This window comes from Clostridium sp. CM037 (assembly GCF_055081095.1).
On the sequence record NZ_CM143650.1, the window covers coordinates 4,146,003 to 4,169,650 of the forward strand.

Annotated in this window: 16 protein-coding genes and 1 other annotated feature; of the genes, 8 read left to right on the forward strand and 8 right to left on the reverse strand. The window is 31.3% G+C overall.

Features of this window, described 5'->3' with window-relative positions; translation table 11 throughout:
* Window positions 1–66: 66 nt before the first annotated feature.
* The 4 genes from ACWJKP_RS19870 (at window position 67) to ACWJKP_RS19885 (ending at window position 4,561) form a co-directional block, all read left to right on the forward strand.
* Window positions 67–771, forward strand: coding sequence for a response regulator transcription factor (locus ACWJKP_RS19870; RefSeq protein WP_165412918.1), 705 nt, complete (start codon window positions 67–69; stop codon window positions 769–771).
* Window positions 749–2,206: a sensor histidine kinase gene (locus ACWJKP_RS19875; RefSeq protein ID WP_462961363.1), complete on the forward strand. Its 1,458-nt coding sequence runs from the start codon at window positions 749–751 to the stop codon at window positions 2,204–2,206. The genes ACWJKP_RS19870 and ACWJKP_RS19875 overlap by 23 nt, the downstream gene beginning before the upstream one ends.
* A gap of 111 nt (window positions 2,207–2,317) precedes the next feature.
* Entirely contained in the window at window positions 2,318–3,847 is a 1,530-nt protein-coding gene (locus tag ACWJKP_RS19880) for an ABC transporter permease (RefSeq protein WP_165412916.1), read from the forward strand.
* Window positions 3,848–3,859: 12 nt separating this feature from the next.
* Complete coding sequence (locus tag ACWJKP_RS19885) at window positions 3,860–4,561, forward strand: ABC transporter ATP-binding protein (protein WP_165412915.1); 702 nt, start codon at window positions 3,860–3,862, stop codon at window positions 4,559–4,561.
* A 95-nt stretch (window positions 4,562–4,656) separates the two neighbouring features.
* On the opposite strand, the gene ACWJKP_RS19890 is transcribed toward ACWJKP_RS19885, so the two are convergent.
* The 5 genes from ACWJKP_RS19890 to ileS all read right to left on the reverse strand — a co-directional run bounded on the left by ACWJKP_RS19890 (window position 4,657) and on the right by ileS (window position 14,963).
* The gene (locus ACWJKP_RS19890; protein ID WP_165412914.1) at window positions 4,657–5,724 is read right to left on the reverse strand and encodes a mannose-1-phosphate guanylyltransferase; all 1,068 of its coding nucleotides are present in this window, start codon (window positions 5,722–5,724) and stop codon (window positions 4,657–4,659) included.
* Window positions 5,725–5,921: 197 nt separating this feature from the next.
* A complete protein-coding gene (locus ACWJKP_RS19895) occupies window positions 5,922–6,362 on the reverse strand; it encodes a HipA N-terminal domain-containing protein (RefSeq protein ID WP_462961364.1) in 441 nt (146 codons plus the stop codon).
* Window positions 6,363–6,453: 91 nt separating this feature from the next.
* The gene (locus ACWJKP_RS19900) at window positions 6,454–10,518 is read right to left on the reverse strand and encodes an AAA domain-containing protein (protein ID WP_165412912.1); all 4,065 of its coding nucleotides are present in this window, start codon (window positions 10,516–10,518) and stop codon (window positions 6,454–6,456) included.
* A 123-nt stretch (window positions 10,519–10,641) separates the two neighbouring features.
* Window positions 10,642–11,640 carry a LacI family DNA-binding transcriptional regulator gene (locus ACWJKP_RS19905; RefSeq protein WP_165412911.1) on the reverse strand — a complete coding sequence of 333 codons (999 nt, stop codon included), beginning with the start codon at window positions 11,638–11,640 and terminating at the stop codon, window positions 10,642–10,644.
* 221 nt (window positions 11,641–11,861) lie between these two features.
* Window positions 11,862–14,963, reverse strand: coding sequence for an isoleucine--tRNA ligase (ileS, locus tag ACWJKP_RS19910; RefSeq protein ID WP_165412910.1), 3,102 nt, complete (start codon window positions 14,961–14,963; stop codon window positions 11,862–11,864).
* Window positions 14,964–15,090: 127 nt separating this feature from the next.
* Window positions 15,091–15,309 (reverse strand) — a binding site (T-box leader).
* A gap of 563 nt (window positions 15,310–15,872) precedes the next feature.
* On the opposite strand from ileS, the gene ACWJKP_RS19915 reads away from it, so the two are divergent.
* Both ACWJKP_RS19915 and ACWJKP_RS19920 read left to right on the forward strand, forming a co-directional pair.
* Window positions 15,873–17,771: a type I glutamate--ammonia ligase gene (locus ACWJKP_RS19915; RefSeq protein ID WP_165412941.1), complete on the forward strand. Its 1,899-nt coding sequence runs from the start codon at window positions 15,873–15,875 to the stop codon at window positions 17,769–17,771.
* A 168-nt stretch (window positions 17,772–17,939) separates the two neighbouring features.
* Window positions 17,940–18,575 carry an MBL fold metallo-hydrolase gene (locus ACWJKP_RS19920; RefSeq protein ID WP_165412909.1) on the forward strand — a complete coding sequence of 212 codons (636 nt, stop codon included), beginning with the start codon at window positions 17,940–17,942 and terminating at the stop codon, window positions 18,573–18,575.
* An 80-nt stretch (window positions 18,576–18,655) separates the two neighbouring features.
* Here ACWJKP_RS19920 and nrdG read toward each other — a convergent pair whose 3' ends face one another.
* The gene (gene nrdG / locus ACWJKP_RS19925; protein ID WP_165412908.1) at window positions 18,656–19,162 is read right to left on the reverse strand and encodes an anaerobic ribonucleoside-triphosphate reductase activating protein; all 507 of its coding nucleotides are present in this window, start codon (window positions 19,160–19,162) and stop codon (window positions 18,656–18,658) included.
* A gap of 93 nt (window positions 19,163–19,255) precedes the next feature.
* On the reverse strand, window positions 19,256–21,364 hold the full coding sequence (gene nrdD / locus ACWJKP_RS19930) for an anaerobic ribonucleoside-triphosphate reductase (RefSeq protein WP_165412907.1): 2,109 nt from the start codon (window positions 21,362–21,364) through the stop codon (window positions 19,256–19,258).
* Between the two features lie 497 nt (window positions 21,365–21,861).
* On the opposite strand from nrdD, the gene ACWJKP_RS19935 reads away from it, so the two are divergent.
* Both ACWJKP_RS19935 and ACWJKP_RS19940 read left to right on the forward strand, forming a co-directional pair.
* Window positions 21,862–22,062: a cold-shock protein gene (locus ACWJKP_RS19935; protein ID WP_071611001.1), complete on the forward strand. Its 201-nt coding sequence runs from the start codon at window positions 21,862–21,864 to the stop codon at window positions 22,060–22,062.
* Between the two features lie 222 nt (window positions 22,063–22,284).
* On the forward strand, window positions 22,285–22,464 hold the full coding sequence (locus ACWJKP_RS19940) for a hypothetical protein (RefSeq protein WP_165412906.1): 180 nt from the start codon (window positions 22,285–22,287) through the stop codon (window positions 22,462–22,464).
* A gap of 66 nt (window positions 22,465–22,530) precedes the next feature.
* On the opposite strand, the gene ACWJKP_RS19945 is transcribed toward ACWJKP_RS19940, so the two are convergent.
* A complete protein-coding gene (locus ACWJKP_RS19945; protein ID WP_165412905.1) occupies window positions 22,531–23,361 on the reverse strand; it encodes a hypothetical protein in 831 nt (276 codons plus the stop codon).
* Window positions 23,362–23,648 lie beyond the last annotated feature (287 nt).

Genomic DNA, 23,648 nt, shown 5'->3' on the forward strand with positions numbered 1-23,648 from the left:
TTAGTAATGGCTTCTCATATTTTCATCATGGTTATGGTATACTATCGTTTTAAGGTGGTGATAATAATGGACATAATAAAGGGTCTGATTCTTATTGTTGATGATGAAAGTAGAATTAGACGAATGCTTAAGGACTTTCTCGTTAGTCATAAATATGAGATACTTGAAGCAAGCAATGGAAAAGAAGCGATGGAAATGTTTTATTCTAATAACAGTAAGATAGATTTAATTTTATTAGACGTAATGATGCCAATGAAAAATGGATTTGATGTACTTTCTGAAATTCGTGAAGACTCGATTACTCCAATTATTATGCTTACTGCTAAGGGGGAGGAATATGATCAATTGGCTGGATTTAAATTTGGTGCAGATGATTATATATCTAAACCTTTTTCGCCATCATTACTTCTTGCACGACTTGAATCTGTATTAAAAAGAACTGGTAAGAGAAAGTCCGAAAATGTTGTTATAGGCAATATATCAGTTGATAAGTTAAAAAAAGAAGTAGTTTGTGCCAATGAAAAATTAGACCTTACACCCAAAGAATACGATTTACTTTTATACTTTATTGAAAATAATGAACTAGTGTTAGCCAGAGAACAAATTTTAGATGCTGTTTGGAATTATGATTATGTAGGCGATGCAAGAACAGTTGATACACACATAAAGCAATTAAGAGCAAAACTTGTATTCAATTGTCAATATATCAAAACCGTCCATGGCGTTGGTTATCGCTTTGAGGTGAAAAATGAACAAAACAATAAAAACTAAAGTTACTATATTTGTTGGGCTAATTATTTTTTCAATTGTAATATTACAAGTAATATTCAACATATTTTTAGCAAATCCATATTTCAAGGCACAAAAAAGCAATGTAATTGAACAACTATTTAGTCAAATCAAGCAAAATTACAGTGATGATGAGCCAAAGTTATATAAAATTATTAACCACCGCGAAGAAACTGACAATTTACAAATTACTATTTTAGATGAATTAACTAATGTTATTTATAGTAGTTATGGAAAAAATAATCCATTTCCAGCAAATGCACCTTTTCGCTTTAAAAATGAAAAAGGTAGAGTAATATTTTCTGAAAATCCAAGTGCTATGTTGCAGGTGAACTATAGAACAAATGAAAAAAGCTTAATGCTTCACGGAATAATAAATTCGGAAAATGGAAAACGATTCATTGTAATTGAAACACCCATTTCTGGAGTTGAACAGAGCGCAAAAATTCTAGCTAAATTTAGTGTGTTTATTTCTATTTTCGCATTATTATTTGGTGGATTTGCAGCATATATATTTGCTTCAAAATTCAGTAAACCTATTAAACAAATTGATGAAGTGGCACGAAATGTTGCTGTTTTGAATTTTACGAAAAAAGCAGATGAAAATTTGCCTGATGATGAAATAGGACGGTTAGCTAAAAACATTAATATCATGTCGGATACACTTTCACAAATGATTTCAAAGCTTACAAGTGCAAATCAAGTCCTGCAAAAGGGTATTGATTATCAAAAACAAATAGAAAAAATGAGAAGAGAATTTATTGCCAATGTATCCCATGAATTAAAAACTCCACTTTCATTATTGTTGGGATATTCCGAAATGTTAAAAAATGATGTAGAGGGTATCGATAAAAGCTTTTATTATGATGTAATTATTGATGAAAGCCAAAAAATGGATCAGCTTGTTAGGAGCTTGCTTGATATTTCAAGTATTGAAAATAATTTGGTTAAACTAAAAAAAGAAAATATTAAATTGGGAGAAGTTGCCTCACTGCTTACTGCAAAAAACTATGTATTGTTTGCAAAAAAGGGTATTATCTATAATACGCATTTTGAAAATGATTGTTGCGTTAGTGGTGATAAAATACACTTAGAGCAAGTGATGAAAAATTATATGATAAATGCAATTTCACACACAAAACCAAATAATATGGTTAAGATATCTGTTAAGAAACAACAAGAAAATGTGGTGTTTTCAATATATAACGAGGGCGAAAATATTCCTATGGAGAATATCGACAAGATATGGGACAGCTTTTATAGGACAGATCAAGCACGAACAAGAAATGACGAAAACAATGTTGGACTAGGGCTTTACATTGTTAAAACAATTATTAACGCTCACGAAGGCAATTATGGTGTGATAAATCATGACGGTGGCGTTGAATTTTGGTTTTCTTTGAAAATCACAAATTAGTAATTTAATCTGCTTAACGCTAAGGCGTTACGCAGATTATTTTTTTAAGCTCACAAAAACATCACAACTGTTAAATATAATTAGAATTAAAGAAGGAGATGATTAATCACTATGTATATTTTCAAAAATGCACTTAAAAATATTTCGAGAAATCTAGCGAGAAATATATTAATAGGAATTATTGCGCTTGTAATCGCAGTTTCTAGCTGTGTTGCTTTATCTATTAAACAAGCAGCAAAAACTGCCCAGAATGAGGGACTAAAAGACTTATCAATTACAGCTACAATTGGAGTGGATATGACAAAACTCCAAGAACAAGCTAAGGATGACAGACAGACATTACGTCAGCTTATGCAAGATCATCCGGCAATTACCTTAGCTGAAATGCAAAAATACTCAAATTCAAGCTATGTTAAAGATTTTAATTACTCATTAGAAAGTTCTATTTCAAAAAGTGATGGCATAGAGCCATATACTGAAACCGAAACCACGACAACCGGAGATACAAATGAATTTAAAGTTGTCACTGGTGACAAAAAAGACTTTGGAGGTATGGGGCAACAGGGTGATTTCACAATTATGGGGTATAACACAGAAAATGCAATGACATCATTTGTAGATGGTACAAATAAAATTGCATCCGGTGAGATTTTTTCATTTGATAAAGCAGATAACTCCTGCCTAATAAGTGATACACTTTCAACTTTTAACAAGTTAAAGGTTGGTGATAAAATAAAGTTATCAAACCCTAATTTAAGTACGGAAACATATGAACTCACCATAAAGGGCATTTATAGCACAACCGCTACAAGTGATAATAAAATGATGAGATTTTCCGCATCGCAGGATCCCGCAAATTATATTTATACAAACTACAACACACTAAAAGCAATTACTAATAACTCAGAAAGCAAGGCACAAAAGGCTACTGCCCAAAATGAAAATGAAACCACAACAGCTTTAAGAAGCCAAACTAGTGGTATATATTCTTTTTCAAATGTAGAACAATTCAATAACTTTAAAACTGATGTGGTATCACGCGGACTGTCAAAAGACTATACTGTTACCTCAAAAGATGTAACCAATTACGAACAAAGCTTAGTTCCACTTAAGAATTTAAACAAATTTGCGGACATATTTCTTTTACTTGTTTTTATAATTGGTGGAACAATTTTAGTTGTACTTAACATTTTTAATATTCGTGAACGTAAATATGAGGTAGGCGTATTGACAGCTATTGGAATGAAGAAAATAAAAGTTGCATTTCAGTTTGTTATAGAGCTGTTTTTAGTTACTTTTATTGCAATAATTATTGGGACATCAATTGGAGCAATAGCTTCTGTACCAATTGCAAACACATTACTTGAAAGCCAAGTGACATCAGCTCAAACACAGAAAGCCACCCAAAACGAAAATTTTGGAAGACCAGTAATGGTTCAAGGTGGAGGGAGTTCCCAAATTGGAAATTCTAAACAGAATAATGATGTCAGCTATATTAAAAATATAACAGCAGCAACTGATATTAATGTAATATTGCAGTTAATTGGTATTGGTATACTACTTACAATAATTAGTAGCTGCGGAGCGATAATTTTCATCTTACGCTATGAACCGCTTAAGATATTATCAAATAGGAATTAGGGGGAGAGGTATATGAGTATATTAAAACTTGAAAGTTTGTCTTATTCTTATGATGGTAATAATCAAAAGATTTTAAATGATATCAATTTCGAATTTGAAAAGGGCAAAATCTATTCAATTGTAGGCAAATCAGGTGCAGGCAAAAGTACACTTTTATCTGTACTATCGGGGTTAACTACTCCAACTGAAGGGAAGATTTTATATGATGGCAAAGATATAAAAACAATAGATAAATACCAATATAGGAGCAGAATGGTGGGAGTTATATTTCAAGGATACAATTTGTTGCCTCAACTGACAGCACAGGAAAATGTGGTATTATCACTTGATGTATCTGGAAAAAAACTAGAAAATAAAAACGAAATTGCTCTAAATATGTTATCAAATTTAGAACTTGATGAAACAAAATCAAAGCGTAGAGTCCTAAAGCTTTCTGGTGGTGAACAGCAAAGGGTTGCAATAGCAAGGGCATTATCATATAATCCGGATATAATTTTAGCTGACGAGCCAACAGGTAACCTCGATAAAGACACAGAAGAAGGCATAATGAAGATTTTTTTAGAACTAGCAAGGCAGCAAGACAAATGTGTAATTATCGTTACTCATTCATCAAAAGTAGCTTCATTCGCTGATAAAAAAATAATGATTGCTAACGGAAAATTTGATAAAAACGAAGATAGCGAGCTATCTTCGCTGGAAAACCACCGCCAATGATTCCGTGAATGACTTCCATTTAAAATGAAATTAAACCCTCCTATTTGATTAGGAGGGTTTAATTTCGTATCCACCTATAGGTGGCGCTTATTAAATCATATATACTTTTCTGTTTCTTCATACTCTTTAAGTTCATTAACCAAATGCTTAATCTCCTGATCCTTATTCTTGTCCATTACGAGTATTACATCTCCTGCATCGACAATTATAAGATCCTTTACACCAAACCCAATTATAAGTCTGTCCTTACCAAATACTGAACAATTTTCACTCTCTTCCATAAACGTGTTACCCAAAACATTATTACCGCGTAAATTACTTAGAAACCTTGAAAGTGCTGCAAAAGTTCCTATGTCATCCCATACAAAGTCACATTTTATAACAAATGCCTTTCTAGTTTTCTGCATTATGCCAAAATCCACTGATATTCCATCTATTTCGTTGTACTGTTCTTTTATTACTTCAGTTTCTTCATCGGTCTCTAAAGCTTGATATATAGTCATTAATCTTTTATACATCTTTGGTAAATACTTCTCCATCTCTCGTAAGTACACATCTGCTCTCCATACAAACATACCACTATTCCAAAGGAAGTTTCCTTTTAAGAGCAAATCCTTGGCTACTTCGGTATTCGGTTTTTCTAAAAATCGTTCTACTTTGAACGTAGGCATATCAGCGTTTACCCTATCTCCCATTTCTATATAACCATACCCAGTTTCTGGTCTTGTGGGCTGTACACCTATGGTGACTAGTCCTCTTTTTTTATTTGCAATTTCAACTCCTTGTAAAACAGTTTCTTTAAACTCCTTTTCATTTTCTATATAATGATCAGAAGGTAAAACTATCATGGTTGCTTCCTTGTCCTGTTTCACTAGCTTGGCAGCGGATAGACCTATACAAGTAGCAGTTTCTTTATTACTAGGTTCCACAAATATATTTTTTTTATTAATTTCTGGAAGTTCTTTACAGATCTTTTCAAAATAATCTTCATTAGTAACTACATAAATATTTTCATTGCTAACTAAACATTTTATTCTATCCACAGTGCTTCTTAAAAAGCTCTTATTATTGATAATATTTAAAAACTGCTTTGGGTTTTGTGCACGAGATAGAGGGTAAAGTCTTGTTCCCTTTCCACCTGCTAAGATTAGTACGTATAGCAAAATACCACCCCAAATTATTACTCATTTCATTTTATGATTTATAAGTCTATGTTGTGAGAACAATTTATAATATTGTTTAAGTATTTAGTTTTATATATTTGAAAATTGCTTATACTTCTTATCATATTTAAAAAAACAAAAAATGTGCAGGATTGAAAACATATTTTTCATCCTACACACTTTTTGTCTAAATATTTTTATTTCTCATCCGAGATAATACCTTCTTTATCTAAAACAATACTCTCTTCATCCAAAGGCGAAACAAATTCGAATCTGTCTGTTGACATTTTGCCTCCGCTTTTTTCAAGTAATTCTAAATCATCGTATTCGTCAATATTATATTCCTTTAAAACAGAGGTCATATCCTTTTCTCCCTGGCATGGTAGTCGCTTCACAAATGAACGAAATAATTCTTCGCTGAAATACTTTGAATTTACTATAGGAAAACACGGCAATGGAGAGAATCCATATGCTTCAGCCTTTTTAACACCCTCAATATCATATTTGAAATAATATTTTTCCGTTCCTTTACTTAACTCTCCTACTTTAAATGTTTCTTCTTGTTCATTTTTCCATATCATCCATATTACGTTCTTCACTTTGCTAGTCATTCCTCTCACCCTCTTATTAAAAATCATACTATTATCATACTCCGTCATTATACTTATTATAACTTAACTGGAATAATATGCAAACAAAAATTTAACTAAGTAAGGTTTTATGTTTTTTCTAATTATTTAATTTTTGTGATAATCTATCCATAACTACACTAGGATTTCTATAAAATTCACTGGCACGTATTTTATAAAACTCCCATCCAACCCTTTCAAGACACATTTGCATTTCATACTGATTTTTCCAATTATAATTTTCATCTTGTGGCATTCCAATGCATTTAACTGCTATTTTTTTACAATGACCTCCAGTAATATCCAAAGATAAATCAGTTTCTACAACAAAGTCTATAGTATATTTTCCTACTTTAACCTTTGGTGTAATCTTATATCCATTTTCTTTTATGCATCTTTCTATATGTTCCTCAAAATCATTTAATAATAAATATTGTTGTGATTTAATTTCTTCCTTAGATTCATTCTCCTCAAGGCAATATTTTAATAGTGAGTATCTAACACATTTATTATTGAGGTTATCTAAATCGACTGAGTGAAATAGCCACATTTGATTCCTTGCACGGCTTGCCGCTACGTTAAATCTTCTTATATCTGATCCCTTAGTTAAAGCTGTAAATTTAGCATTATTTGCAATAACCATCGATAGGAACATTACATCTCTCTCATCCCCTTGGAAGGAATAAGCATCTCCACATATAAGTCTTCTTTGCAGTATTTCCTCCATGCCAAGTGTCTCTACCAACATGCCCAGTATTAATTCAGCTTGAGCGTCCCCTAGTAACGATACAACTCCCATTGTCATGCCATTATACCTCTCATCACTACAACACTCTATTATCTTATCTACAATGCTTTTTGCTTCGTTTGCGTTTATAGCCTTAGTTTCATCCCTACACCCCTGAGTAACTTTAGAGGTTACTATAAATGGGCCAACTATCTCTTTAGCGTCTATTCTTCTTAAAGGTATTATTTCGCCCGAATAGCACAATTCATTACTAAATCCTATTATCTCTGGAACACACCTAAAGTGTTCCTTTAATAATAATCTATTTGGGAATACCCTTAGGGCTGTATTGTACAAGCTAGTTTTTAGATCAAACCATTCTGCATGTGGAATGTCTTCTAAATATGTGTTTATTAAAGTTTCTACAGCAACATGGTCCTTTCCAATGGCTTCTGGGCTTATTTGCTTTTCATCTCCTACAATAATTGCCTTCTTAGCCCTCATTAAAACTGTTATAGCTGATATATCGCTTTGACTGCTCTCGTCCACAATTACCACATCGAATAAATTATCCGTAAGCTTTAAATTCTCCATGACTCTATTTATTGGCATAATCCATACAGGAATTACATCCTTACAATTTTCCATTTCCTTTTGTGCAATTTTCCTATACTTCACTGCCTGAGTTCCTGTGCCCTTTCCTATTCTTTTTATAGCTTCCATCCAGGTAAATAAGCTTCTTTTTTGAGCCTCAGTAGTACGCTCTATTTGATTAAACCAACTTTTTTTAGAAACAAGTTCTCTTATAATATATTTTTCTTTAATTTTTTCCTGGGCTATATTTTTCTCTAAAGCCTCTACATCAATCTCCTCTAATTTGCATAAAAAATCATTCCATTTTTTCCACTTCCATGCCTTTTCCCAATTTAAATTTTCTAAACTCTTCATGGCCTTTTTATTATCATTTGTGATATTTTCAAGTAATATCGGACAGCATTTTTCTATCTTTTTGCTTAATTGTGTTAATTCTAACACACTACTCGCCACTTGCATTAGACTATCAATCTCCATATAAACAGAATGCAAACTATCAACGTCTCTTGTTTTTATAGCATTGTGTAATTTTTGCATGCACCCTACATTATTAAATTTTTTCTCTATTTCTTCCATTTCTAGTTTTAATTTATTATATTTATTTATAAGCCTTAAACTCTCAAATCCATTTTTTAGATAGATATATGATTCTTTTTCATACCAACGTAAACTAATCGTCAGGTTTTTATCTGGTAAAAAATTAATTATATTATTTCTAAAGTCTTTGTCCCAGTTAATAATCGTTTCAATACCCCTAATGCCACCCGCGACTTCATTTACATAGTTTAATTTCGAATCATCTATGATCTTTGCCCCATACTCTTCTACTGTATTGTTCCAAATATTTTTAAGTTCTCTTTCTAATAGCTGTAGCTTTATATATAAATTAACTACCCTTATTTGTTCACTATTATTTATAAACTCATAATCTACCTTGCAACCCACGAATATATATCTAAACTTACCATGGATCATCTTAAATACAATTCCTAGTTTGCCTTTTTCATTTATTGTTTTTGATACAACATCAAAGTCATTTTTAAATTTGTTTAAATCAACATCAGTCGGTATTTCTAACTTGTGATCATTTAATTCTTGCTTGATTTCACTTATACTTCTTATATATTCATTACACTTATTAACTAATTGTTGCCAAACACCTTGTGATTCGTTATTAGAATAATAATGTGTCATAACATTATTTAGCCAGCTATTTTCAAACCCTTTTAGTCTTTCTATTGCATCATCTACAAGTTTTAGTAATCTTCTATTTCCATAATCTATAGACTTAACATTATTCCAGTCTTTAATATTATTCTCATGAATATGTTGATACTGTTCTAATTTAAATAATTCTAATATTTTATAACATAACTCGTCTTCTTTAGGCAATATCGCTCTGTACTTATCTATGTTATTTATTTCATGTATTTGCTCTTTTGTAATTATACTTGATAATGTAACTAACTTATTAAATTCTTCATGACCTAAGGGATTTTGTTTATTAAAATCAACCTTATCTACTAGCCAAGAATGAGCCTCTTCATTATCTTTAACCCACTTAGCCATATGCATTAATGTGTATTTTTGCCCTTCATACTCTACCTTGTCGTTTTCTCTATCTTCAATGCATTTTAACCCTTCATATAATTTTTTTTGAGTTTCAATGCACTTACTAAGTTTATATTTTAAGAGTTTTATGTCTTTATGTAATTCTTTAGTGTCCATTGATAAATTTTCTGTTATTTTTCTAACAGACTCGTCCAATTCTTCTAGTGATTTCGTATCATTTCCCAATATACTTATACATAATGCCCTAACTTCTTCGGGGATTTTATTAGACAAAACCCTTAATGCTCTATCTGTTTGGCTTGTCACTAGTACCCTCTTGCCATGTGCCAAAAGATGGCATATTAAATTAGCTATAGAATGGCTTTTACCAGTACCTGGCGGTCCCTGTACAACAATCCCAAAGTTTTCAGCGAGTCTCTTAGTTATTTCCATTTGCTCCTGATTTGCAGGCAGAGGAAATAATACATCTTGTCCTACTTCCGTCCACTCATTAAGTTCCTCGATATCTTGCACCATATCTTCCTCTGAAACCAAAGCTTCTATAGTTTTAGGAATAGGAAATCCCGCTCTTATTTGCGTTAATACATCATTTAGTTCCATATTCCAAAGTCTTGTGTCAACCTTACGAAGTATGATGCATGGGGCATTGTAAAATTGCATGTTACTTTGAATCTTTATATCTGATTCACCGCTTAGATCCTCAATATAAAAACCCGACCTGTGAGCTTTTAAAAGCATAGCTATCTCTTCGAATATTTTCGAAGCCATTTCAATATTTCTTACATCCAGAGCCATATCTTTTGCTTTATTGCGAATGCTTAGTAAACTATCTAAGTTCACTTCGAGGTATTCATTTAAAAATTCAAGCTCCACATTGGTTTGGTTATTATATGGTTTTAGGGTAAATATTTTTTTCATTGAATCAAGCTTTATTTCTATTTTAGTCGTAAAAATAGGATGGACTACTTTTTTGCCCTCTTTTTCCCAAGTTAAAAGCCCATTTGACCAAATCACCTCTAAATCTTCACTGTTTTTTTCTAGTTTTAAATATGTTTTCTGAAACTGAGCGTATAATTTTCCTGCTCTCTCATCTATAGTTAACCAATAGTCCTTATTTTCATCAACATTAAAAGTGCACCCACTAATATTTTGGAGTTCCTTTTGCCAATGTACATTTTCATATTCATTAATATTTCTTATAGTTTTTTGATTCATATTTTTTATACTTAGTAAATATGAAAATATTTTTTCTACTTTATTATTAATATTCAAAACGTTGTTACCTCCAACTTGTTAATTTGACATTTATAAAATCACCTAATTGTATATTCAAGGCTCATGAAAATAATGTAAAAAGTCTTATTAAAACTTATTTTGTTTTAATAAGACTTATATTTATTTACAGGAATCTCTCTCCACTATTCTATACGGTAATACAAAATGTTTTTCCTCAACTTCTAAATTATTTATAGCTTTTATAAGCATTCTCATACTTACAGATCCCATGTCATACATTGGTTGAGCCACTGTAGTCAATTTAGGATAGAATATTGAAGCTGAATAAATATCATCAAAGCCCATAACATCTATGTCCTCCGGAACTTTAATAGATTTATCTCTTAATGCATTTATTACTCCCATAGCAATTTCATCACTAGCACAGAATACTGCGTCTATTTGGACACCTTTATCTAATATCGCATTAATCCCCTTGTACCCATCTCTAGCCTTAACTCCGCCAAGATAAATTAGCTCTTTATCAAGTGTTATTCCCATTTCCTCAAGCCCTTTGATATAGCCTGTGTGCCTTTTAGCTAGCGCATTAACTTTTTCTATATCAGTACCTACATATGCAATTTTCTTGTTGCCCCTATTTATCAAATATTTTACCGCATCAGCTGCTGCCCTTACATTATCAATAGTAACACTAGGTAATATTCCTCCAGCATCTGTAGTTTCTACAAGAACCGTCGGCATTTCGAGCTCTTTTATTAAGCTTATAACATTATTCTCTATGGAATTACTCATGTATATAACCCCATCTATCATTTTCTCTTTAAGTATTCTTAAAGATTCCATTTCTTTATCTACGTCTAAATCCGCGTTGCAAAGCATAATGTTGTATTTATAAATATTAGCTACATCCTCACAGCCTCTAACAATTTCAGGATAAAATTGATTTGATATATCCGGTATAATTATCCCTATAGTACTAGATTTTTGAGTTTTTAAGCTTCTTGCAACTATATTAGGCCTATACGACAATTTTTTTATAGCATCATTTACTTTTTTCTTAGTGTCTTCATTTACCACATCTATATCATTTAAAACTCTGGATACTGTGGCAATAGAAACTCCCGCTTCTCTTGCAACATCTTTTATTGACGCAGCCATATTTCTCAACTCCTACTATTTTCTTATCTTATCATTATACTGATAAAAGCCTGTCATTTCAAGTTATATATGAACTTGCTACTATTAGTATAGTTATAGTGTTCCCATTAAATCAAGTTTACAATGATATTTATAAGTATATCTCATAAAGTGTACCCGCACATTATTATTACTAAAAAAGAAAGTATGTGCTTAATATCACATACTTTCTAAATCATTAATTACAATTTTTCTAAATCTAGTTTTAAATCTTCACCATTTATCTTAACCGTCGTATATTCTCTTTCACCATTATATACAACTTCTACAGATAAAGTATCCCGTTTGATTTGTTCCTCAAATCTCGAAATTACATTTTGAAGCATTTCATTTCCAGATACGTAAATTCTAATCTTATCAGCAACTTCAAAACCACTTTCTTTTCTCATGTTTTGAATCTTGCTTAAGATCTCACGTACGTTTCCTTCTTCTTTAAGTTCTTCGGTGATGTTAGTCATTAAGACTACTCCCATTTCACCTTCCCCAGCAAATGCATAGCCTTCAAGCCCTTGCATTGTAACAAGTAATCTCTCGCTATTGAGTTCTATTTCTGTTCCCGCTACATTTATAGTAACTATGCTCCCGTTATTTATAGTTTGAGCAAGCTCCATTTGGTTCATAGCTCCTATTGCTTTCTTAATTCCTGGTATTAGCTTACCATATGGCTTACCTAGCACAGGTAGATTTGGTTTAATTTCAAATTTAACATATTTAGAAATATCAGCTCCTAGCTCTACTTCTTTAATATTAAGTTCTTCTTTTACTATATCTCCATAATATTCTGGAAGAGATTTAGAACTAACTAGCATTTTAGAAAGCGGCTGTCTATTCTTTATATTAGCAGCATTTCGTGCACTTCTTCCTAATTTAACAGTCTTATAAGCCATATCCATTTCTTCTTCTAATACTTTATCCACTTGATCCTCTCTATATTCAGGCCATGCACATAAGTGAATACTTTCTGGTGCACTTTTGTCAAATGCAACTACTAAGTTTTGATATAACTCTTCTGTTATAAACGGTATAAATGGAGCAGATATTTTGGCAAAAGTTGTGATAACTCTATATAATGTCATATAAGCGCCTATCTTATCATCTGTAAGTGACTCTACCCAGTATCTTGCTCTATTGCGCCTTACATACCAATTAGAAAGTTCATCTACAAAACCTTCGAGTTCAAGAGCACCTTGAGTTATTCTATAATTTGTCAAATGGTCATCTATATTCTTAACTAATGTGTTTAGTTTTGACATCATCCATTTGTCCATAATATTCTCAGATTCAAAGCAATCATATTTAGTTGGGTCAAAATTATCTATTTCAGCATATAGAATATAGAATGAATATACATTCCAAAGAGTTCCTATGAACTTCCTTTGTGCTTCAATTACCGCGCCTTCATAAAATCTTGAAGGTAACCATGGCGCACTAGCAGTATAAAAGTACCATCTTAGAGCATCTGCTCCTTGATTTTCTAGCACTGTAAATGGACTTAGCACATTCCCTTTATGCTTAGACATTTTAATTCCGTTTTTATCTAATACATGCCCTAGTACAATACAGTTTTCAAATGGGTTTGTATCAAATACAGTTGTAGATACCGCAAGTAACGTATAGAACCATCCTCTTGTTTGGTCTACTGCTTCTGAAATAAATTGAGCTGGGAAATTAGCTTCAAATAGTTCTTTATTTTCAAATGGATAGTGATGTTGCGCAAATGGCATTGATCCTGAGTCAAACCAACAATCTATAACTTCTTCTACTCTAGTCATAGATTTGCTACATTTTGGACATTTTAAATTTATCTTATCTATAAATGGTTTATGAAGCTCTATTCCTCCTGGCACATCTATTCCCTTTTCATTAAGTTCTGCTATACTTCCTATAAGTTCGCGATGACCGCATTCACATTCCCAAATTGGAAGTGGAGTCCCCCAATATCTAGATCTACTTATACTCCAATCTATAACGCCTTCAAGGAATTTACCCATTCTGCCTGTTCGCACGTTATCTGGAATCCAATTAATTTTATTATTATTATCTATAAGTTTGTCCCTTACTGAAGACATTCTTACAAACCAACTTTCTCTTGGATAATATAAAAGTGGTGTATCACATCTCCAACAGTGTGGGTATGAGTGTTCAAATTTCTCTGCTTTATATAAAACATTGTTTTCTTTTAAGTATTCTAATATCTTAGCATCAGCCTCTTTAACAAAAATGCCCTTCCATGGAGCAACGCAATCTACAAATTTTCCTTCTACATCAACTAAATTAATAAGTGGTAAATCATATTTTTTACCAAGCAAATTATCATCTTCACCATAAGCCGGAGCAATATGGACTATCCCTGTACCATCTGAGAGTGTTACGAAATCTCCGTGTACTACATAGAAAGCTTTTTCTTTTGGAGTATAGAAATTAAACATTTGCTCATATTCAAGACCTATTAGAGCTTCTCCTTTAAATTCACGTACTACCTCATACTCTCCCTCGAGTTTACTTAATAAATCTCTCGAAAGTATTAAAGTCTCACCTTCTTGGATTACCTCAACATAATCATATTTTTTGTTTACTGCAAGTGCTACATTACTTGGAAGTGTCCAAGGAGTTGTAGTCCAAACAAGTATAAATTTTTCTTCACCCTTCACTTTAAATTTTATATATGCTGACATTTCTTTTACATCTTTATATCCTTGAGCCACTTCATGAGATGATAAAGATGTTCCACATCTTGGACAATAAGGCATTACTTTATGACCTTTGTATAATAGATCCTTATCCCACATTTGCTTTAATGCCCACCAAACTGATTCAATATAATCATTATGATAAGTTACATATGGCTTCTCCATATCTACCCAGTATCCTACCCTATCCGACATCTCTTCCCACATATTTACATAGTTAAAAACACTGTCCTTACATTCTTTCACAAACTTTTCCACACCGTAAGCTTCTATTCCAGGCTTACCATTAATTCCAAGTTTTTTTTCTATTTCAAGTTCTACCGGTAACCCGTGGGTATCCCACCCAGCTTTTCTAAGAACATTATATCCCTTCATTACCTTATATCTTGGAATTAAATCCTTCATAACTCTTGTTAAAACATGCCCGATATGTGGTTTTCCATTAGCCGTTGGTGGACCATCATAAAAAGTAAAGGACTCCCCTTCCTCATTTAAATCAAAATTCTTTTGAATAATATCTTTTTCTTTCCAAAGCTTAAGCACATCTTTTTCTATATCCATAAAACTTTTTGAAGCATCATTTTTCTTATACATAATAAAACTCCTTTCCCTATTTCATTTAATAATTACTATTTGTATGTGGGGAACTTTCCTTCTGAAATGTCGTTAAATCATTACCTGTGGTACTACAATATTTTTAAATATAAAAAAACCCCACCCTAAATAGGACGAAGTTAAATTCGTTATGCCACCTATATAATACATATAAATTCAAGTACAATAATACCTTATTCTTTAACGCAGAAATACGGATAAGCTTACTAAACATTCAGCTCTCAGCTCCTAGGTGATTTTCTCTAAACCTTCACTATGGGTTCTCAACCTGGCCCATTCTCTGTAAGTTACTTGCTTAAATACTTTTCCTAATCAAAGCTTTTTATTAGTCATAATCAATAATTACTATGAACTTCTTATCATTATATTATAATGAATTTTCATTGTCAATTTCTTTTTAAATTCTCTTGTATTTACCATAAAAAAAAGAAGTCTATATCTAAAAATTAAAATTTGTGTTATAAATCCTATATCTTGATATTTTGGAAATACTATTCTACAAACCTTCAATAACACTTTGATTATTTAAATATCACCTTTTCATAGATGTATGTGATATAATACTAGTTAAAAATAAACTTTGTTATGATTTGAATTTATAAATGAATTTTCATTTGTAATAACTTGCAAATCAGCAGCATTGGTTTATAATTTATTGTGTTTTGTGATGTTTTTTTATTGACATACTTGCATTTTCATAATAAAATCATTTTATTTACAAATAAAATTTTGTTGTATTTCTAAAAAAAGCTCTCTACTCCTATATGTGGTAGTCTTGTTACAGGCAATTCAAGTATTCTGCTAAGATCATGATTCTATTTCTAAAAAGGTTAATCAAGTCACTTTAGTGGCTTTTAAGCAATTTATATACTTTAAAGGAGGAATATTATTTTGAAAAAATTATTTTATGTAATTCCTAAAGAAAAGCATTCTGAAAAAGAAATTAAAGAAACTTTACTTGCTCACTCTGAGGTGAAATTCGTCTCACTAGTTGGTATTGACTTATCCGGTAATGACACTGACGAGAGAATTCCAATGAAAATATTCTTAAATGATATTAGTGGTTTCGCGGAAGGTGCTATTCAAACTGATGGTTCATCTGTAGTATTGCCAGGTATTGCCACTCTAAACAATGCTAAATTAGACATGCTAGCAGATTTTGACTGTAATTGGTACGTCGACTACAATTATGAAAACATTGACCCTGAAACAGCATTACCTATAGGTACATTAAAGATCCCATGTATATTATTACATGATAATCTCCCAGTAGATTCAAGATCAATCTTAAAAAGATCCATTGAATGCTTTAAAACAACCCTTCTTAATTTATTCAAAGAAAATCCATCATCTTTAACTTCTTTTAATTTTGAATATAAAGATATTGATGAGCTAATGCTCACTTCTGCTACTGAGTTAGAATTTTGGGTAAAAACACCTAATGATAAGGCTGATATAGAAGAACTATCTACTTCGCAAGTACTAAAAGAGCAATATTGGAGTAAAACTAAAGGAAATGTTCGAACAGCTCTCGAGCAAACACTTCTTTTAATGGAAGAGTATGGTTTCGAACCTGAAATGGGCCATAAAGAAGTTGGTGGGGTAAAAGCTCAAATAGGTGAAGCTGGTACTCTAACACATATCATGGAACAACTTGAATTAGATTGGAAGTTTTCAAATGCTCTTCAATGTGCAGATAATGAGCTATTTATCAGAAATTTAGTAAAAGAAACCTTCAGACTTAACGGTCTAGATGTTAATTTTTTAGCAAAACCTGTACATGATGTGGCTGGAAGCGGTGAACATATTCATGTTGGAGTAGCTGTAAAATTAAAAAATGGAAAGAGAGTTAATTTATTCAATTCAAATAAAAAACATTTTTTAAGCACTTTAGGTTATGCTTCCGTGATGGGAGTACTTAAAAATTATGAAGTAATAAATCCATTTGTTTCTTCATCAAATGATTCTTTAAGAAGATTAAAAGTTGGTTTTGAAGCTCCTATTTGCATAGTAACTTCACTTGGTCACAGTGTAGATATTCCATCGAGAAACAGATCTATACTTTTAGCCTTAATAAGAGACCTTGATAATCCACTTGCTACAAGGTTTGAGCTTAGATCTCCATGTCCACATACTAATGCCTATTTAGCTTTATCTACCCTATATATGACAATGCTCGATGGGATTGTATATGCCATAGAAAACAATAAATCTGAAGATGACCTTTTGAAAGAATTATCTAAAGCACCAGGAGACGACAGCGATTATTTAGAAAAAGATAGAGCTTACAGAAGTGAAGAAGATGTATTCGAATTCTATACAGAAGAAGAGCGCGCAAAATATTTTGGAAAAGCACCAAAAACTGTTTATGAAAATGTTCGTACATTAGAAGAATATCCTGAAAAGCTTAAGATTCTTACGACTTCCAATGTATTTACTACTAGCATAATAAATAGTTTTAAAATGGCAATAACCAGTAGATGGGTTACTGAAATAAATAATAGGTTATTAAATAATTATGCAGAAGAGATTCGAAAATCTGAAATGATTCACACTGCTGAAAAAGCTTTAGATTTAGATTTAGCAAATTGGCAAAAAATTAATGATCTTAGACATTCTCTTATGAAGGATACTTATTCTAAGAAAAGCCTATTTACTAAAATAAAAGAAGCCTCTAAACTTGAAAACTATGAAGAACTTTCATCATTACAAATACAATTAGATGCACAAATGGAAGAGCTTAGACTTTATTATTCTAACTATAAAAAGAATTTATTAGATATTTAATAAAAATCAAAATTATATATTGTGAGTCATGAAATGACCGTATAAAATGTTCTTTTACTACACAATATATTAATTTTAAAGGCATTTCAGAAGGAAAGACTCCCACTTCTATAAGTGGGGGTCACATACCATAACAAAGCGAAACCATTTAACAAAAGGAGAATTTACATGAAAATAACTTGGTTAGGTCATTCATGCTTTCTTTTGGAAGATTCAAAAGGTGTGAAGCTTTTAACAGATCCATTTGACAATACTTTAGGGTATGATATTTATAAAGGCAGTCCAGATATTGTAACTATAAGTCATCAACATTTTGATCATAATTATATCAAAGAGCTAACTGGCAATTATAAAATCATAGATAAAATTGGCATTTCCACTTTACATGATATATCTATAAAAGGTACCCCTTCTTATCACGACAAAAATAAAGGTGCAAAACGGGGCGATAACATAATATTCACCTTTAGAATGGATGGGTATTCCTTATGTCATTTAGGAGATCTAGGCCACACTCTTTCAAATGATGATATGTCCTCCCTTGGAGATGTAGATATATTGTTTGTTCCAGTAGGGGGTAATTATACAATTGATGGCAAGGAAGCGTCGGAAGTCACTAAAAAAATGAACCCCAAAATAGTTATACCTATGCACTATAAAACTTTACGACTATCTCTTCCATTAGAGGGAGTAGAAACATATCTTATGCATATGAAAAACGCATCGAAAATAGATAGTAATACTTTAGTGATTAATGATGAAATAAAAGAATCCATGTCTGTCAAAATATTAAACTATATTTAGAAGAAAAGCCCACCATTTTTAAATAAGTGGTGGGCTTTCCTTTTTTATTTCACATTGGATCAAATTATTAATAATGAATTTTATATTTGCTTATTCCATAACACAATTTGATTTTCTAAAATACTTTTTTGAACATCAATGATTCTCTGATTAGATGATCCAGTATACTTACTAGCGCCTTCCTTTAATTCTTTATCAAATCTGCCATCAATAAGTACGTCAATACAACTTAGTAGCCTTAGTTTGTCACTATCTCTGCTATGTATTAGTTCTTCGAAAGTGTATCCACTATAACACCAAATATTTAATCCCTGGCCCTTTAATTTCTCTGATAGTTTCGTTAAAGCTATCGCACTCTCAAAAGGCTCTCCTCCTGAAAAGGTAACCCCTTTTATTATAGGCATATTATTCTCTATTTTTTGTGCAATATCATCTATTGAAATAGAATCCCCATAATTAAAATCTTGCATAAACTCATTTTGGCAACTTTTACAGTTATGCATGCATCCAGACACAAAAATTACAGACCTAAGTCCATCTCCATTAACTAATGAATTATCTAGAAATCCGCCTATTTGAAGTTTCATTCAATCCACCACCTTTTATAAAATAATCACATGAAAATGATGGGCAATTGTTTAATACAATTGCCCATCATTTTCATCGTACTTAGTCGATTTTTAATATGTAGATACATGACCCGCAGTATGAGATATTCTATCGGCTCTCTCTGCTGTCTTCCCGTTACCGAATCTCTCATCCAAACTTAAGTAACCTGTTACTCTTGAAATCCCTTGTATATTACTACTTCCACATTTGCTACATTTATGTGCTCCACTTTGGAGATATGTTCCACAGTCTTTACAATATCTTATATGGAAATTTATGCCCATATAACTAATGTTCGTTTGCTTATATGCATAATCTAATATGTCCATTATAATTTCTTCTGTTGGATAATCGTCAAGTTCTATATAACTAATATGTCCACCATTACATAATTTATGATAAGGCGCCTCGATATCTATTTTTTCCTTAATTGATATTGGATACCCTACTGGAATATGATAACTATTTGTATAATATTCTTTATCAGTAACCCCTGGTATTTCACCAAATACAGCCTTATCTTGAAGTATAAATCTACCACTTAATCCTTCAGCCGGCGTAGCATAAGCACTCCAATTAAGCTTAGTTTCATCTATTAGCTTGTCAGTATAATTCCTTATATAAGATATTATATCAACTCCTAATTTTCTGGAGTCTGCGCATTCTCCATGATGTTTTCCAGTTAGCGACGCTACCGTTTCTGCAAGCCCTATAAAACCAATACCCCATGATCCATTTTTTAAAATAGGTTCTATGGAATCCTCAGGTAATAACCCTTCACTACCTACCATAAGACCTTGCCCTGCTACAAAAGGTAGATCCTTAACTCTTAATTTTTTTAAAACATCATATCTATGCATAAGTGCTTCTCTAGAAAGTTCTAACTTACTATCAAGTAATTTATAAAACTTATCTACCTCTCCCTTCGCTAATATACCAAGTCTAGGAAGATTTAAAGTTACTGGAGCAATATTTCCTCTCCCTTTTGTTCCTGCCTCTCCATTTGCATTAGAACAAATATAAGTACGGCATCCCATGGTAGCCGGAGTAATCCCTTGATCATAGTAGAATTTATTAAAATCAGCATCCAAGTTCATAAAGGTAGGATTCATTCTCCTACTAGCAACGCGGCAAGCAAGCTTATATAAGTAGTGATATGGGTCAGTCTTTTCTCTATTGACCCCTTTTTTAACTCTAAAAATTATGTTTGGAAATACAGGTTGTTCCCCTTTTCCAAGTCCTTTTTCGTATTCAATTAAAAATATTTCACATACGAGTGCTGCGTCTTTAGATTCCGGTACTCCAATATTCATCGAACTAAAAGGCACTTGTGATCCAGCTCTGCTATGCATTGTGTTTAGGTTATATACTATGCCCTGCATAGATTGTTCTACAGCTCTTCTTAATTTACGTTCCGCAAATTCGCAAATTTTGTGCTCATCTACACCAAGTTCTCTAATTTCTTGTCTAATTTCTAGCCTTGTATATTCTATAAATGCCGCCATGTCATTGTCAAAATCCGGATGTGATTGACCTCCAAACATATCATTCTGCGTTGATTGAAGTAAAATGCATGAAAGTTCTGCTGCAGACTCTATCCTTTTTGCTTTTCTTATATATCCATATCCTGTATTAAACCCTCTTTCTAAAACTTCTCTTGTTGGTATATGCAAACAATTTACAGTTAAATTATAGCTATCTAGATCATGGTAATATACGTCACCATTTTCATGTGCTTTTGATAAATGCTTAGGCATCATAGATAAATTATGCCATTTGTTTGATTCGCTAGCAATTCTAAGTAACTTAGAACTAAAGTTATTACCCACATTAGCATTATCTCTATCTGTCTCTACGCCTATTTTTTCTATAGCTTTCATAAGGTCTGATTTTATTTCTCTAATCTTGTTACGTTCGCGTCTGTAATTAGAAAAAGCTACTCCAATAGCCTTATGACCATTTTCTAAAAGTGTACCTTCAACAATATTCTGTATTTCTTCAACAGTTAGTTGCTGTTTCTCCAAATCCTCAATTTTTTCTATGACCTTTTGAGTTAGCTCTATAACTTCACTTTCTTTTAAATTAAAAGCGATCTCATCCATCGCTCCCTTTATGGCATTTGTAATTTTAATTGAATTGAATTGAACCTCTCGTCCATCTCTTTTGACAACATGTAGCATATTTTGACCCCTCCGAACACAGTATCTTTTACTTTGCTTATTATACTCTAGTAAAAAATTTATATCAATTTCTAAATTAACTTCTATCATATAATACAGCCAATTAATTTTTAGTTACCTCGATATCCTTTGATTTTTTATAGTTATCGCCTTATTAACATAATTAGTTAACCTACCCACTCAATTTTGATAATATCATCCTGATAAAAACTTTAAAAATAAAATAGTATAAAAAACATATTAAAAGCCAAACTATATATACAATTTAAATTAAAATCTATTATAAATTAATAAAGTGTTGTAGGTGAATATATTTTTATAAATAGCTATGATATTATAATATAAGTTGTGTTTAGATACATTTCAGTAAAAAAATAGTATAAATACATAGATAATATTATTATTTTCAAAAAACTATTTAAAAATTCACCAAAGTGTAGTATCATAATAGTTATGTTACAAATGTTACAAATTTTTTTATTCAGGAGGAAAGTTATATGAAAACAGGTACAGTTAAATGGTTTAATTCAGAAAAAGGGTTTGGTTTCTTATCCGTAGAAGGAGAAGAGGATGTATTCGTACATTTTTCAGCTATTCAAGGAGACGGATATAAATCTTTAGAAGAAGGACAACAAGTTCAATTCGAAATAACTACTGGCGCTAGAGGCCCTCAAGCTTCAAACGTTACTAGATTATAATTCAAAATCTAATCTATAATATAAATTAATTATAGAAAAAACACCTATCACTTTGTGATAGGTGTTTCTTAGTTTATGGATAATATAAATCATACCCTCTCGCACGCAAGTCCATTTGTTCATATTATACATAAAAACATTATCACTTTCATGAATATAATAGTGTTCTTTGCTAAAACTATAATAAATATAGTTTATATATTATGAAAGGATGGTTTTATAATGTTTGGTAAAATAATAGATATGAGCAATACTGATGCTTTTATAAATTTTTTAAATGGAACTAGTATAAACGTAAGTGTTTCCCGCTTACCTAAAAATTCAAAAATAGGAGATACTATTGATTTAAATATTGATGCTCCTACTAATATGCTTAACGATACAATGATAAATTTTCTCTAATTAAGTTTAATAATAAAAACTGCATTTATTTTTAAATACAGTTTTTTATTATTTTTTGCAATATTATTAAAATTCATTAGGTTTTTCATCTTCAAAAATTTCAATATTCCATCCTTTATCATATTTCGCTACTACGTAATATTTCTTTTCCTTCTCATTCGCTTTATTCTTAATCGTCACAGAAGATTTGTATATAGTGGATTTGTATCCTTCCGTTTTAACACTTACTAACTCATCATATCCTGTATTTTTATCTTTTACCAATAGTGCATTAAAATTATTTAATAGCTTACTTTTAAATGATTCTAAATCAGTTGATAATATAAATTTAGCCACTTCATTATCTTCACTTATATCGACAAATATTTTTTTGCTTTTATCATCATCCTTTATATACTTATCTAATACCTTTAAAATCGAATCATAATATACAGTTTCAAAATCTATAGGCTTTCTAATATTCCAAAAGTTTTCTATGATATCATTGTCAATCCTTTTAGATACAATATAACTTTTATCTGCACTATATAAATTAGCTCCATCTTTTTTATCAAGTCCCGCTATATAACTAAATTTATGGACTTTATCGACACCTTCATACATTTCAAAAATATAATCAGCCTCTAGTGCTGACTTTTCTTTAACTTCCTTAGCTGACGATAAAATTTTATGTAAATCTTTTATAGCTATTTCATCCGTGACCACAAATCTAAAGCTTTTATCTCTAGTACTTTGTATTATTATTTTTTTAATTCTTCCCTGCTCAATATACTCAAAATCAACATTTTTCACTCCAAGCTTTACTTTAATTACATCAAAGCTTTTACATCCCGTAAATATAAATGAAGTTATAATTATAAAACAAAATATAATTAGTTTGTTTTTATTTTTAATCATTTGTTATCCCCCTAGCTAATCTCTGCAGGAAATAACAATTATATATTGTTATCCTAACTCTCAAATATTATTTCCACAAAGTTTCTTTTATTCTTTTAAAATTCATCTCCTTTTTATTGCTTTATTTAAGCTGCTTAGCACAATAAAATACTAAGAGAAGCATAACTGATCCTCTTAGCTCTTAGCTCATAACTCGTTAAATCATCACCTTCAGTGCTGCAACAGCTCCGCAGGTGATGACTTAACGACTCACAATATAGTAATGGACTGTCTTTTAGATATCATTA